This window comes from Enterobacter sp. DSM 30060 (genome assembly GCF_013375955.1).
Taxonomy (GTDB): Bacteria; Pseudomonadota; Gammaproteobacteria; order Enterobacterales; family Enterobacteriaceae; genus Enterobacter; species Enterobacter intestinihominis.
Map to the genome: position 1 here is coordinate 4,363,948 of NZ_CP056118.1, position 13,366 is coordinate 4,377,313.

Consider the following 13,366-nt stretch of genomic DNA (forward strand, 5'->3'; position numbering starts at 1 on the left):
ATGCGGAATATCAAGCTTCAGGTTCCGCCTGACTCCCTTTCGGCTATTTCTTCCTTCTCTTCCTGCGGTGGCGTCAGAGGCCCACAGAAACGTTGTGCAAGCCAGGTCGCCAGCGTCACCAGTACCCACGAAATCAGCGTAGCCACCACCAAATCACGCGGCCAGTGCATACCCAGCAGCATCCGGCTGCCCATTACGCCTGTCGCCCAGACCAGCAAAATCGCAATCGTGAGGGTACGTCGACGTGGCCAAAGCAGCCCCACGCCGAGTAGCGCCCAGCTGGCAGCAAACATCGTATGTCCGGAAGGAAACGCAAAGCCGGTCTCTTTTTGCCAGTGTTTGCGTAAAAATGTCGGGATATCCTGCTGTTCCGCAAGCTGTTCTTTCACCAACGCCCCGCGATCCTTACGCTTTAAAGTGTAGAACTCATCTACCGGAATATGGTGCGTTTTTTCCAGCCAGATAACAAAGGGACGGGGTTCCTGCACGCGATCTTTCACCCACGACTTCACCCCCTGCCCGACAAGAATGGCACCTCCGAGAATGGCAAATAATACCAGCGCCGCGCGAAGACGAAAGCGCAGGCACCACAGGAACCAGGCACAGAGCAGCACGTGCGTAATAATCCCCCAGGGCTGGGTGACCGTCTCAGTTATCCAGTATAAGGCTTTCAGCCACGTCTCGTTTTGTCCGGGCTTCCACATCCAGCCGGAGAACCAAACGATCAGGGGTATAACAAGCAATACGGCGGCGCCTGCGGCCGTGCGTCTGGCAATTGAAAGCATGTCCTCTCCTTTTTCACTAAGCACCACAATCATAACTGAGTTTCCACCTTCTGGTGGATATGTCGGATCGTGCGTTTAACGTCCGTATAGCGTGGTGGTGATTAGGTGAAGTAGCCGGGCTTGTGGCAAAATAGTCCAATACAGAAAGCAAAATGGGGCAAAGGCACGAAACGTGTCAGCCTGGTATGGAGAATCACATGCAGCTTAAACGTGTGGCAGAAGCCAAACTGCCAACCCCATGGGGCGATTTCCTGATGGTGGGTTTTGAAGAACTGGCAACCGGACAAGATCACGTCGCCCTGGTATACGGTGACATTTCGGGGCAGACGCCGGTACTGTCCCGCGTTCATTCTGAGTGTCTGACCGGTGACGCGCTCTTCAGCCTGCGCTGTGACTGCGGTTTCCAGCTCGAAGCCGCTCTTTCTCATATCGCAGAGGAAGGACGTGGCGTGCTGCTGTATCACCGCCAGGAAGGACGCAATATCGGTCTGCTGAATAAAATCCGTGCCTACGCGTTGCAGGATCAGGGCTATGATACCGTCGAAGCAAACCATCAGCTCGGCTTTGCTGCTGACGAGCGCGATTTCACCCTCTGCGCGGATATGTTCAAGCTGCTGGGCGTGGACGAAGTGCGTCTGTTGACCAATAACCCGAAAAAAGTGGAGATCCTCACTGAAGCGGGCATCAATATCGTTGAACGCGTGCCGCTGATTGTTGGCCGCAATCCGAAAAACGCGCACTACCTCGATACCAAAGCTGCAAAGATGGGGCACCTGCTGAGCGAGTAAACGCAAAACGCCCGGCACTTCTGCCGGGCGAGTTTTATCAGTCCAGCATCTTTCTAATCACATAATGTAAAATGCCGTCGTTCTGGTAATAGGTTAGCTCTGTTGCCGTATCAATTCGACACCGACAATCCAGCACTTCTGTTGTACCATCTGCCCGCGTTAACTTCACCGGAACGGTTTTACCCGGTTGCAGATTTTGCAGACCGCTGATATCAATCTGCTCTTCCCCGGTCAGACCCAGCGTTTTACGCGTTATGCCCTGCGGGAACTCCAGCGGCAGGATCCCCATCCCGATCAGGTTTGAGCGGTGGATACGTTCAAAGGATTCGGCAATCACCACGCGAACCCCGAGCAGACGTGGACCTTTAGCCGCCCAGTCGCGACTGGAACCAGAGCCGTACTCTTTACCGGCAATAACGGCCAGCGGCGTACCCTCCTGCTGATACTTCATGGCTGCGTCATAAATTGAAATGACCTCTGTATCCGGCAGGTGGCGCGTCATGCCCCCTTCCACGCCCGGGACCATTTCATTACGAATGCGGATGTTGGCAAATGTCCCGCGCATCATCACTTCGTGGTTACCGCGGCGCGAACCGTAGGAGTTAAAATCGCGACGTTCCACGCCACGGCTTTGCAGATACCGACCTGCCGGACTGTCCGCTTTGATGCTCCCCGCTGGTGAGATATGGTCAGTGGTGACGGAATCGCCCAGCATCGCCAGAATGCGCGCGCCGTGAATGTCTTTCAGCGGTGCAGGCTCCGCCAGCATCTCATCGAAGAAGGGCGACAGACGAATATAGGTGGAATCATCCTGCCAGTCATAGGTATCGGAACCCACCACGTCGATCGCTTTCCATTCCGCTGTACCTTCGAACACTTCCGCATACTCTTTGCGGAACATCTCGGTGGAAACTTTCTCTACCGCGCGCGCAATTTCACGCGATGATGGCCAGATGTCTTTCAGATAGACAGGTTCATTTTTGCGATCGTGACCAATCGGATCGGTCGCCAGGTTAATGTTCATGTTTCCGGCCAGAGCATAGGCTACAACCAGCGGCGGCGAGGCCAGCCAGTTGGTTTTCACCAGCGGATGAATACGCCCCTCAAAGTTTCGGTTACCGGAAAGTACCGCGCCAACGGTCAAATCACCCTGCTTGATCGCCACTTCAATAGGCTCAGGCAGTGGACCAGAGTTACCGATGCAGGTCGTACAGCCGTAGCCCACCAGGTTAAAGCCCAACTCGTCGAGGTACGGCGTGAGTCTGGCCTGCGCCAGGTAATCGGAAACCACTTTCGAACCAGGCGCCAGCGACGCCTTAACCCACGGCTGTGGCTTGAGCCCCAGTTCTACCGCTTTTTTCGCTAGCAGCCCGGCTGCCATCAGCACACTCGGGTTGGACGTGTTGGTACAGGAGGTGATAGCGGCGATCACCACGGCGCCGTCAGGGAGCTGATACTGATGCCCGTTCAGAACATAGTCCACAGGACGGTGATCTTTTTGCGCGGCGTTAACCTCCAGCTCATTGCTGGCGGCAAAGGCTTTCGGAACGTTGCTCAGGGCGACGCGGTCCTGCGGTCGTTTCGGCCCTGCGAGGCTTGCCTCAACGGTGCCCATATCCAATTCCAGCGTGCTGGTAAATACCGGCTCGTCACCCGGGTTACGCCACATGCCCTGCGCTTTGGTGTAGGCCTCTACGAGCGCCACCTGCTCCTCGCTGCGACCACTGAGGCGCATATACTCCAGCGTAACGCTATCAATCGGGAAAAAGCCGCAGGTCGCACCATATTCCGGCGCCATGTTGGCGATGGTGGCCCGGTCCGCCAGCGGCAGTGAATCCAGACCATCACCATAAAATTCAACGAATTTACCCACCACGCCATGCTTACGCAGCATCTGGGTGACCGTCAGAACCAGGTCCGTGGCGGTAATGCCTTCGGACAATTTACCGGTCAGCTTAAAGCCCACCACATCGGGAATGAGCATCGATACCGGCTGGCCGAGCATGGCCGCTTCCGCTTCAATACCACCGACGCCCCAGCCCAGAACGCCAAGGCCGTTAATCATGGTCGTGTGTGAATCGGTGCCCACCAGCGTATCCGGGTAAGCCACCCACTCTTTATCCTGCAATTCACTCCAGACGGCTTTGCCGAGATATTCCAGGTTGACCTGGTGACAAATGCCGGTGCCTGGTGGAACAACGCTGAAGCGGCTGAACGCCTGCTGACCCCATTTGAGGAAGACATAGCGTTCATGGTTACGTTCCATCTCCAGACGGACGTTTTCACCGAAAGCATCGTCGTCACCAAAGTGATCGACGGTGACGGAGTGGTCGATGACGAGGTCTACCGGTGAGAGCGGGTTCACCTTAGCCGTATCGCCCCCGAGACGCTTAACAGCTTCACGCATGGCGGCCAAGTCCACAACCGCCGGCACGCCGGTGAAATCCTGCATCAATACCCTGGCCGGGCGGTAGGCAATTTCTTTGTCTGCGTGAGCATTTTTCAGCCACCCTGCCAGAGCCTGGATATCCTCCTCGGTAACCGAGTCGCCATCTTGCCAGCGCAAGAGGTTTTCCAGTAGTACTTTCAACGACTTGGGTAACCGCGAAATGTCCCCAAGCGTTCTGGCAGCCAGCGGTAAGCTGTAGTAGCGCCAGGTTTTATTTTCCGCCTGTAATGTGTCCTTACTGGCTTCGCGTAGGGTTAACGACATAAGCTCCTCCTTAAAAACAGGGATGTCCTGACAATCATCAGGGCTGTAATTAAAGATAACACAAAGATGTCGTAACGTTTTGATAACAACCCAAATTGATAAATTTAGGAATGGTCCAACGCGAGGGATTAAACAAAAAACCCCGCCGTGGCGAGGTTTTACGATTTAGTGTAAGGCCAGCCAGAGGAGCTGACACCAGAAGAGGATCGACGCTGAGAATACGCCGAGCCATGACCAGTATTTTACGGTTGTCATGTTATTCATCATAGGGACACCAGACTTTAATTATTTAAGGATGCGAGGTCTGCCCTCGTTCTATATTGCTGATGTGTATTTATTAAGGAGTACAAAAGTGCACAGTCTTTATTCAGACTATTTGCATCATTACGCAAAAATCAAAATTATTGTTTTTTGGGTTCGTCTTCTGCGAACACATCAATAAAGGCCTGCTGCTGTGGCGTCAGTTGCCAGGAGGCTGGCACGCTGGTTGCTGGCGCCTTACGCGCTTTGTGAGCATTGTCACGAAGCTGACACATCTCTTTTCTCGCGTCAGTACGCACCGTCATGACCATATTCAACCCCAATATTTCCAGACGAGAAGAGCAACAACCACCCAGAACAGGGCAGAGCCGAGAAAGACCGCCAGCCAGGCTTTACGCTTAAGCGCGGGATCCCTTTGCGGTTCTTCACTTCCTGACGGCATTGCTAACCTCATACAATCGATATCGCTTATCATTTAGAGACCAAACAATTGGCACAAGTAATCATCTGATGAGATAAATCCTAAAGAAACTTTAGCCGAAAAGCCAGTGAATTTACGAATCTGAGCCTGGGAAAATTCAATCTTTTGACCAGAAATAAATAATTGAAAAGAATAATTTGCACACCTGTAAATTAGTTTCTACTTTTGTCGCAAATTTGCGACAGTAAAACCCTATTCATCAAATGGGTTATGACGATATATGACAGTAGGCGCAGATGAGGTTAATTCTAATTTAGATTTAAAGGGGGAAACCGGTATCTTTCCAGAAGAGAAAGATACCGGGTGTAATTATTTGGCAGGAAGTTTGATGTCTTTAAACATCTCTTCGATGTCTTCATTGGAGCGTAACGCCACGGCCGTGTCGACCACGTCACGTGTTAAATGCGGTGCGAAGCGCTGAATAAAATCATACATATAGCTGCGAAGGAACGTGCTGCGACGAAAACCTATCTTGGTGGTGCTGTGGCTGAAGATATCATGAGCGTCCAGACGCACCAGATCCGGGTCTGATACAGGATCCACCGCCATGCTGGCAATAACGCCTACGCCCAGACCCAGACGCACGTACGTTTTAATGACGTCCGCATCCGTTGCAGTGAAGACGATCCGTGGCGTTAATCCGGCGCGGTTAAAGGCGGTGTCTAGCTCAGAACGGCCCGTAAATCCGAACGTATAGGTAACCAGCGGGTATTGCGCCAGCTCTTCGATTGTCACTTCGCCCTTCCCCGCCAGCGGATGATCGGGGGTCACGACAATAGAGCGGTTCCAGTGGTAGCACGGGAGCATGACCAGATCATCGTACAGATGAAGAGCTTCCGTCGCGATGGCAAAATCAGCATTGCCTTTAGACACGGCCTCTGCGATTTGCGTCGGTGAGCCCTGATGCATATGCAGGGAAACGCGGGGATAGCGTTCGATGAAACCTTTGATCACCCCGGGAAGCGCATAACGCGCCTGCGTGTGCGTGGTGGCAATATACAGAGAGCCTTTATCCGGCCAGGTATGTTCCCCGGCGACGGATTTAATGGCGTCGACTTTGGAGAGCACTTCCCGTGCGATGCGTATGATTTCCTGTCCTGCCGGGGTGACCTGAGTCAGGTGCTTACCGCTGCGGGCAAATATCTGAATACCTAACTCATCCTCCAGCATACGCACCTGCTTACTGATGCCGGGCTGAGAGGTATAAAGACCTTCTGCGGTGGAAGAGACATTGAGGTTATGATTGACGACCTCAACGATATAGCGAAGCTGCTGTAATTTCATGCCAGACCATCCGATTTAGCGCATGCGTCAATCGCTTAATACGATTTGATAATAAGAAACGGGTTAACTATAACCACTATATCATTTATAGCCAGGCTGTATAGTACGGAACAAAAAATAATAACTACGTAATAAAAAAGGGCCGGAAGTCCGGCCCTTTTACAGGTAAGTTACGGTAAGGGAAGATTATTTCTTGCCTTCAACCCATTTCCCGTCGACAAAGAAGGCTGACCATCCGGTCGCTTTGCCCTCTTTCTCTGCCGCCACGTACTGCTGCTTCGTTTTACGGCTGAAGCGCACCACGGTTTTGTTGCCTTCCGGATCCTGCTGTGGCGCATCGGCCAGGTAACGCAGTTTCTCCGGCAGACGGTCGCGGAAGCGGTACAGCTCTTCTACCAGCGGCGCACGGGTTTCGCGCGATTTCGGGAAGGTGTTGGCCGCCAGGAATACCCCGGCAGCGCCGTCACGCAGCACGAAATACGCATCTGACTTCTCGCACGGCAGCTCAGGAAGCGGAACCGGATCTTCCTTCGGCGGCGCAACTTCACCGTTACGCAGGATCTTACGCGTGTTTTTACAGTCGTCGTTGGTACATGCCATGTACTTACCGAAGCGTCCCATTTTCAGGTGCATTTCGGAACCACATTTCTCACACTCAACGATCGGACCGTCATAGCCCTTAATGCGGAACTCACCTTCTTCGATCTCATAACCGTCGCAGGTTGGGTTATTACCGCAAACGTGCAGTTTACGTTTTGGATCGATCAGGTAGCTGTCCATCGCCGTGCCGCATTTCTTACAGCGGCGCTTGGCGCGCAGTGCGTTGGTCTCCGCATCGTCACCTTCCAGCACGTTGAGAACTTCGTTCTCCGGCACGAGGTTGATAGTGGTTTTGCAACGCTCTTTCGGCGAAAGCGCATAACCAGAACAGCCGAGGAACACGCCCGTGGTTGCGGTACGGATCCCCATTTTACGGCCACAGGTTGGGCAGTCGATGCTGGTCAGTACCATCTGGTTAGGCAGCATGCCGCCTTCTTCAGGATCTTTCTCAGCTTTCTCAAGCTGGTTGGTAAAATCGCTGAAGAAGCTGTCGAGAACTTTCTTCCACTCGGCCTTATGGCTGGCAACCTCATCGAGACTGTCCTCCATCTGCGCGGTGAAGTCATAGTTCATCAACTCACGGAAGTTAGCTTCCAGACGGTCGGTAACAATCTCACCCATTTTTTCAGCATAGAATCGACGGTTCTCAACGCGAACGTATCCACGATCCTGAATGGTTGAAATGATTGACGCATAGGTAGACGGGCGACCGATGCCGCGTTTTTCCAGCTCTTTTACCAGCGACGCTTCGCTGAAACGCGCAGGCGGCTTGGTGAAGTGCTGGGCCGGTACCAGATCAACCAGCGACAGCTCGTCGCCTTTGTTGACGGAAGGCAGCGTTCTGTCTTCATCACCTTTACGCAGCGCAGGCATCACTTTTGTCCAGCCGTCGAAACGCAGAATGCGGCCGCGCGCTTTCAGGCGGAAATCACCCGCGCCAACGGTCAGCGTAGTGGAGTCGTATTTCGCTGGCGTCATCTGGCAGGCCACGAACTGGCGCCAGATCAGCTGATACAGCTTCTGGGCGTCCGCTTCCATATCTTTAAGAGATTCCGCCAGAACGGAAACGTCAGAAGGACGGATCGCTTCGTGCGCTTCCTGAGAATTCTCTTTGCTGGCGTACTGATTAGGACTGTACGGCAGGTATTTCTTACCGAAGTTGTCCTCGATATAGCCACGCACCATGCTGACAGCGTCCTGGCTCAGGTTGGTGGAGTCAGTACGCATGTAGGTGATGTAACCCGCTTCATACAAACGCTGGGCCATCATCATGGTTTTCTTCACGCCGTAACCCAGACGCGTACTTGCCGCCTGCTGAAGCGTTGACGTGATAAACGGTGCGCCAGGCTTGCTGCTGGTCGGTTTGTCTTCACGATCCAGCACCTGATAACGCGCTTTTTCCAGCAGCGCTACGGCGGCCATGGTCTGATCGCGATTTTCAGGACGGAACGGTTTGTCGTTGTGGTGGCTCACCTGCAACGGCAGCGCATCGCCGCCCGGCGTGGTGACATTCGCATCCACTTCCCAGAACTCTTCCGGGACAAACGCTTTGATCTCGCGTTCACGTTCGACAACAAGACGAACAGCCACAGACTGCACTCGTCCCGCAGACAGGCCGCGAGCGACCTTTTTCCACAGCAACGGCGAAACCATGTAGCCTACAACGCGGTCCATAAAGCGACGCGCCTGCTGAGCGTTAACACGGTCGATATTCAGTTCACCCGGCTTTTCAAACGCCTGACGAATCGCATTCTTTGTAATTTCGTTAAACACTACACGGCTGTAGCGTTTGTCATCACCCCCAATCACTTCCCGCAGGTGCCATGCGATGGCCTCCCCTTCGCGGTCAAGGTCGGTTGCGAGATAAATGTGGTCTGCTTTTTCAGCAAGCTGTTTCAGCTCGTTAACGACTTTTTCTTTGCCTGGCAGCACTTCGTATTGTGCATCCCAGTTGTGCCATGGGTTAACACCCATGCGGTTGACAAGCGCGCTACGTTCATCCTTTTTAGGCTTTTTAGCCCCTTTGGTGGAGGTAGAGTCTGCGCTCTTTTTGCTGGCTGAGCCACTTGTCGGCAAATCGCGAATGTGACCAACGCTGGACTTAACCACGTAGTCATTGCCCAGATATTTATTGATCGTTTTGGCTTTTGCCGGGGACTCAACGATGACGAGAGCTTTACCCATATTCACCTTTACCTAATTTAATTCTTCCAGGAATACGCCGCACGTTGATTTCCCTTCCGCTGACGACGAGCCATTGATATTGCGACGTCGTCAGGGGATATCAACCCCTTTGTCTTACCGAACGTCAGTATGGCGACATCCAGGTCATTGAGTTTTCGGGTATTTTTCTCACATCAAAGTTCATTCGTGACGAATTCCCGGTCGAATGTCAAGCAATTCTGTTGCCAGAATGACGAAAGCGCACACTGTACCTGATAAAATTCGTTACGCAACTTTATTAGCATGCAAAAGCAAATCCCGCCAGCCAGCCCCTGTTCCTTATACCCGTGGATAGCAGGGAAAATTTGCCCCCGAAGCGACCCAGGCGTAGACTATTGTCACTGTTTAAGGAGTGGAATATGCAGAATACGACCCAACCCATTGACCGAGCTTCACTGCTTATCGAAGCAAACAAACTCATTCGCGACCATGAAGACACCCTGGCGGGGATTGAAGCGACTGGCGTGGAACAACGTAATGGCGTGCTGGTGTTCAGCGGTGAATACTTCCTTGATGAACAAGGGTTACCAACCCCGAAAAGCACCGCCGTGTTTAACATGTTTAAATACCTGGCGCATACCCTCTCAGAGAAGTACCACCTGGTCGATTAAAACGAAAACGCGAGGCATCTGCCTCGCGTTTTTCTTTACAGCAGCGGCTTTTGTCCGCGCTGCAACCAGCGTATCAGCAGGCGATCCGCGCTTTCTGCCGCACTATTGGTTAAACGGTCGAGCAGGCGCTTACGTCGGGTGAAGCGCACCCCCACCAGCTCACGACCTTCCATCAGGTTGAGCAGGAGGTCGTCGCTGGTACCCACTTCATCCACCAGCCCTTTCTCCTGCGCCTGCGTGCCGTACCAGTGTTCGCCCGTAGCCACCTGCTCAATGTCCAGCGTTGGGCGCATGCGGTGCACGAAATCCTTGAACAGATGGTGGGTTTCGTTCAGATCTTCCCGGAACTTCTGCCGTCCCTCTTCGGTATTTTCGCCGAGCAGCGTCAGCGTACGTTTGTACTGACCCGCCGTATGCAATTCGATGTCGATCTCTTTATTTTTCAGGAAACGATTGAAGTTAGGGATCTGCGCAACCACCCCAATCGAGCCGATAATGGAGAACGGTGCTGCGACGATTTTATCCGCCACGCACGCCATCATATAGCCGCCACTCGCCGCGACCTTATCTACCGCCACGGTGAGCGGGATCTGTTTATCCCGCAGACGTTGTAACTGCGAAGCCGCCAGTCCATACCCATGCACTACGCCGCCCGGGCTTTCAAGGCGTACCACCACCTGATCTTGGGCTGTCGCCACGGCCAGCACCGCGGTCACTTCCTCACGCAGAGAGGAGACTTCATGCGCATCCATGCTACCTTTAAAATCGAGCACATAGACGCGCGGTTTTGCGTCAGCCTGTGGCGTGGCGAGCTTAGCTTTCGCCTTCGCGGCTTTGGCGTCCTGCTTATGTTTTTTCTTCTGGGCTTTTAGCCACAGCTTCTGTTGATGATCGTCAAGCAGCGCCAGAGACATCTCTTCCCGCATCTCTTTATACTGCTCGCTCAGGCGGGTAATGCGTAACTCACCACGCTGACGCTTACGCTGCGTCAGGTTGACAATCAGGACGGCAATCACCGCGACAGCAATAACCACCGTCGCGATTTTGGCCAAAAACAACCCATACTGAGAAAGTAATTCCACGCGTTCCACCTTGATTTAACCACGAATCTTTCACGCCAGTGTACAACAGCCCTGCGCAGGCGTCTCGCTCTGGACATTAGCTCTGCGAGGCGGCTTCAGGAATCCCCCGTTTCTGGTTTAAATCTTTGCAAATTGTTAATTTCCCAGCGTTCTGTCCTGTAGACTGATTGAATTCTGACGCGGTTTCGGGCATAAAGCCGAAAAGTCATAAATAAAGGTGCAAGTCACGCCCAATGCGCCTGAGGAGCCACCGTGCATTATCAGCCACAAAAAAACCTTCTACAGAACCGCATCATTCTGGTTACCGGTGCCAGCGACGGGATTGGTCGCGAAGCGGCGCTGACTTATTCTGAATACGGTGCGAGCCTTATTCTGCTGGGACGTAATGAAGAAAAGCTCAAAGCCGTTGCCCGTGAAATCGAAAACGCCGGCGGTACCCCCACGCCCTGGTATACGCTCGATCTGCTGACCTGTACGTCAGCGTCATGTCAGGCCCTTGCCCAGCGCATTAGTACGCATTATTCGCGTCTGGACGGCGTACTGCACAACGCGGGGTTACTGGGCGAAGTGCGCCCGATGGATGAACAGGATCCGGAGATTTGGCAGCAAGTGATGCAGGTTAACGTCAATGGGACGTTTTTCCTGACCCAGGCCTTGCTTCCTTTATTACTTAACTCAGATTCCGGTTCGCTGGTGTTTACCTCCTCCAGCGTGGGGCGTCAGGGTCGTGCGAACTGGGGGGCTTACGCCGCCTCAAAATTTACCACGGAAGGAATGATGCAGGTGCTGGCCGAAGAGTATCAAAACCGCCATCTGCGGGTTAACTGTATTAACCCTGGCGGTACGCGCACTAAAATGCGTGCCAGCGCGTTCCCGACAGAAGATCCGCAAAAGCTTAAAACCCCGGCCGATATTATGCCTCTTTACCTGTGGCTAATGGGTGACGACAGCCGTCGTAAAACCGGGATGACATTCGATGCTCAGCCAGGCCGCAAACCGGGGATATCGCAATGAGTGAAGACCGTCATCAGCAGCGCCAGCAGCGTCTGAAAGAACAGGTTGATGCACGCGTGGCGGCCGCTCAGGACGAGCGCGGGATCCTCATCGTGTTCACCGGCAACGGCAAAGGCAAAACCACCGCCGCATTTGGGACCGCCACCCGCGCAGTCGGGCACGGTCAGAAAGTGGGCGTGATCCAGTTTATCAAGGGTGAATGGCCCAACGGCGAGCGTAATCTGCTCGAACCGCATGGCGTTGAGTTTCAGGTGATGGCGACCGGTTTTACCTGGGATACCCAGAACCGGGAAACAGATACCGCAGCCTGCCTCGCCGTCTGGGAGCATGCCAAAAGAATGCTCTCTGACCCGTCGCTGAACATGGTGTTGCTGGATGAGATCACGTATATGGTGGCCTATGACTACCTGCCGCTGGAAGCCGTGCTGGAGGCTCTCAGGAACCGTCCTGCACACCAGACGGCGATCGTCACGGGGCGCGGGTGTCATCGGGACATTCTGGAGCTGGCCGATACCGTCAGCGAGCTGCGTCCGGTTAAGCATGCGTTCGATGCGGGTATCAAAGCGCAAATAGGGATTGATTACTGAAGAAAAAAGCCCGGTATATTCACCGGGCTTTTAGATTAACCGTTGTTATTACGGCTGCCAGAGCGGCGATTGCTGCTAACCTGGCTGTGACGTTTGACCGCACGGCGGATCTGATTCGCCTTCATACGACGACGATCTTTCTCTACCGCCACTTTCGATGTGGTTTCTGGCGTCAGGCCAACCAGATCGCGCAGGTAGTTAGTTTGCGTCAGATCCAGCTCGGTATAGCCGCCACGTGGCAGGCCTTTCGGCAGCAGGATGTCGCCATAGCGGACACGAATCAAACGGCTTACCTGGACACCGACCGCTTCCCACAGACGACGCACCTCGCGGTTACGTCCCTCTGTCAGGGTAACGTTGTACCACTGGTTAATGCCTTCACCACCGGTAAACTTGATGGTTTTGAACGCCGCTGGGCCGTCTTCCAGCTGAACGCCACGCGACAGATCGCGCAGTTTGTTCTCATCAACCTGACCGAAGACGCGCACGGCGTATTCACGCTCCACTTCACGACTCGGGTGCATCAGGCGGTTTGCCAGTTCACCATCGGTGGTGAACAGCAGCAGGCCACAGGTATTCACGTCCAGACGCCCTACGGCAATCCAGCGGGCGCCACGCAGTTTTGGCAGACGGTCGAACACCGTCGGGCGGCCTTCCGGATCGTTGCGGGTACACAGTTCGCCTTCCGGCTTGTAGTAAGCCAGCACGCGGCAGATCTGTTCAGCGGACTCTTTCACGGAGATAAGATGGCCGTCAATGCGGATCTTCAGCCCCGGTACGATTTCAACGCGGTCACCGAGTGTGGCGATTTTACCGTCCACACTCACGCGGCCTGCTTCAATAATGGCTTCGATTTCACGGCGCGAACCGTGGCCGGCACGCGCCAGCACTTTCTGTAACTTCTCGCTCATTGAGCTTCCTCAGGTGTCGCCTTCAC

Annotated in this window: 13 protein-coding genes; 4 read left to right on the plus strand and 9 right to left on the minus strand. The window is 53.9% G+C overall.

The window, feature by feature from the left end; all coding sequences use genetic code 11:
* Window positions 1-17: 17 nt before the first annotated feature.
* Entirely contained in the window at window positions 18-785 is a 768-nt protein-coding gene (gene pgpB, locus HWQ15_RS20845; protein WP_032622464.1) for a phosphatidylglycerophosphatase B, read from the minus strand.
* 197 nt (window positions 786-982) lie between these two features.
* Between pgpB and ribA the strand changes: the two genes are divergently transcribed.
* Entirely contained in the window at window positions 983-1,573 is a 591-nt protein-coding gene (gene ribA / locus HWQ15_RS20850) for a GTP cyclohydrolase II (RefSeq protein ID WP_013096372.1), read from the plus strand.
* Window positions 1,574-1,610: 37 nt separating this feature from the next.
* Here the strand turns inward: ribA and acnA are convergent, their stop codons facing one another.
* The 6 genes from acnA to topA all read right to left on the minus strand — a co-directional run bounded on the left by acnA (window position 1,611) and on the right by topA (window position 9,096).
* On the minus strand, window positions 1,611-4,286 hold the full coding sequence (gene acnA, locus HWQ15_RS20855) for an aconitate hydratase AcnA (protein ID WP_023306390.1): 2,676 nt from the start codon (window positions 4,284-4,286) through the stop codon (window positions 1,611-1,613).
* 165 nt (window positions 4,287-4,451) lie between these two features.
* Entirely contained in the window at window positions 4,452-4,550 is a 99-nt protein-coding gene (gene ymiC, locus HWQ15_RS23380; RefSeq protein ID WP_032103392.1) for a small membrane protein YmiC, read from the minus strand.
* A 137-nt stretch (window positions 4,551-4,687) separates the two neighbouring features.
* On the minus strand, window positions 4,688-4,852 hold the full coding sequence (locus HWQ15_RS20860; protein ID WP_162181317.1) for a hypothetical protein: 165 nt from the start codon (window positions 4,850-4,852) through the stop codon (window positions 4,688-4,690).
* An 8-nt stretch (window positions 4,853-4,860) separates the two neighbouring features.
* Window positions 4,861-5,001 carry a YmiA family putative membrane protein gene (locus HWQ15_RS20865; protein ID WP_096168876.1) on the minus strand — a complete coding sequence of 47 codons (141 nt, stop codon included), beginning with the start codon at window positions 4,999-5,001 and terminating at the stop codon, window positions 4,861-4,863.
* Between the two features lie 336 nt (window positions 5,002-5,337).
* Window positions 5,338-6,312: an HTH-type transcriptional regulator CysB gene (cysB, locus tag HWQ15_RS20870; protein WP_006810844.1), complete on the minus strand. Its 975-nt coding sequence runs from the start codon at window positions 6,310-6,312 to the stop codon at window positions 5,338-5,340.
* 186 nt (window positions 6,313-6,498) lie between these two features.
* The gene (topA, locus tag HWQ15_RS20875) at window positions 6,499-9,096 is read right to left on the minus strand and encodes a type I DNA topoisomerase (protein WP_063149430.1); all 2,598 of its coding nucleotides are present in this window, start codon (window positions 9,094-9,096) and stop codon (window positions 6,499-6,501) included.
* Window positions 9,097-9,494: 398 nt separating this feature from the next.
* On the opposite strand from topA, the gene HWQ15_RS20880 reads away from it, so the two are divergent.
* A complete protein-coding gene (locus HWQ15_RS20880) occupies window positions 9,495-9,746 on the plus strand; it encodes a YciN family protein (RefSeq protein ID WP_003856804.1) in 252 nt (83 codons plus the stop codon).
* A gap of 35 nt (window positions 9,747-9,781) precedes the next feature.
* On the opposite strand, the gene sohB is transcribed toward HWQ15_RS20880, so the two are convergent.
* Entirely contained in the window at window positions 9,782-10,828 is a 1,047-nt protein-coding gene (gene sohB / locus HWQ15_RS20885; protein WP_045621558.1) for a protease SohB, read from the minus strand.
* A 252-nt stretch (window positions 10,829-11,080) separates the two neighbouring features.
* Between sohB and HWQ15_RS20890 the strand changes: the two genes are divergently transcribed.
* Both HWQ15_RS20890 and cobO read left to right on the plus strand, forming a co-directional pair.
* Entirely contained in the window at window positions 11,081-11,842 is a 762-nt protein-coding gene (locus HWQ15_RS20890) for a YciK family oxidoreductase (RefSeq protein ID WP_176587411.1), read from the plus strand.
* Window positions 11,839-12,429, plus strand: a complete 591-nt coding sequence (gene cobO / locus HWQ15_RS20895; RefSeq protein ID WP_046619712.1) for a cob(I)yrinic acid a,c-diamide adenosyltransferase — start codon at window positions 11,839-11,841, stop codon at window positions 12,427-12,429. Before HWQ15_RS20890 ends, cobO begins: the two co-directional genes overlap by 4 nt.
* A gap of 35 nt (window positions 12,430-12,464) precedes the next feature.
* Here cobO and rluB read toward each other — a convergent pair whose 3' ends face one another.
* Window positions 12,465-13,340 carry a 23S rRNA pseudouridine(2605) synthase RluB gene (gene rluB, locus HWQ15_RS20900; RefSeq protein ID WP_003856794.1) on the minus strand — a complete coding sequence of 292 codons (876 nt, stop codon included), beginning with the start codon at window positions 13,338-13,340 and terminating at the stop codon, window positions 12,465-12,467.
* Between the last annotated feature and the right edge of the window lie 26 nt (window positions 13,341-13,366).

Coding starts and splice junctions, on each gene's coding strand:
- pgpB (WP_032622464.1), bottom strand. CDS start 785: ATGCTTTCAATTGCCAGACGCACGGCCGCAGGCGCCGCCGTATTGCTT.
- ymiC (WP_032103392.1), bottom strand. CDS start 4,550: ATGAATAACATGACAACCGTAAAATACTGGTCATGGCTCGGCGTATTC.
- acnA (WP_023306390.1), bottom strand. CDS start 4,286: ATGTCGTTAACCCTACGCGAAGCCAGTAAGGACACATTACAGGCGGAA.
- HWQ15_RS20860 (WP_162181317.1), bottom strand. CDS start 4,852: ATGACGGTGCGTACTGACGCGAGAAAAGAGATGTGTCAGCTTCGTGAC.
- HWQ15_RS20865 (WP_096168876.1), bottom strand. CDS start 5,001: ATGAGGTTAGCAATGCCGTCAGGAAGTGAAGAACCGCAAAGGGATCCC.
- cobO (WP_046619712.1), top strand. CDS start 11,839: ATGAGTGAAGACCGTCATCAGCAGCGCCAGCAGCGTCTGAAAGAACAG.
- cysB (WP_006810844.1), bottom strand. CDS start 6,312: ATGAAATTACAGCAGCTTCGCTATATCGTTGAGGTCGTCAATCATAAC.
- rluB (WP_003856794.1), bottom strand. CDS start 13,340: ATGAGCGAGAAGTTACAGAAAGTGCTGGCGCGTGCCGGCCACGGTTCG.
- ribA (WP_013096372.1), top strand. CDS start 983: ATGCAGCTTAAACGTGTGGCAGAAGCCAAACTGCCAACCCCATGGGGC.
- topA (WP_063149430.1), bottom strand. CDS start 9,096: ATGGGTAAAGCTCTCGTCATCGTTGAGTCCCCGGCAAAAGCCAAAACG.
- HWQ15_RS20880 (WP_003856804.1), top strand. CDS start 9,495: ATGCAGAATACGACCCAACCCATTGACCGAGCTTCACTGCTTATCGAA.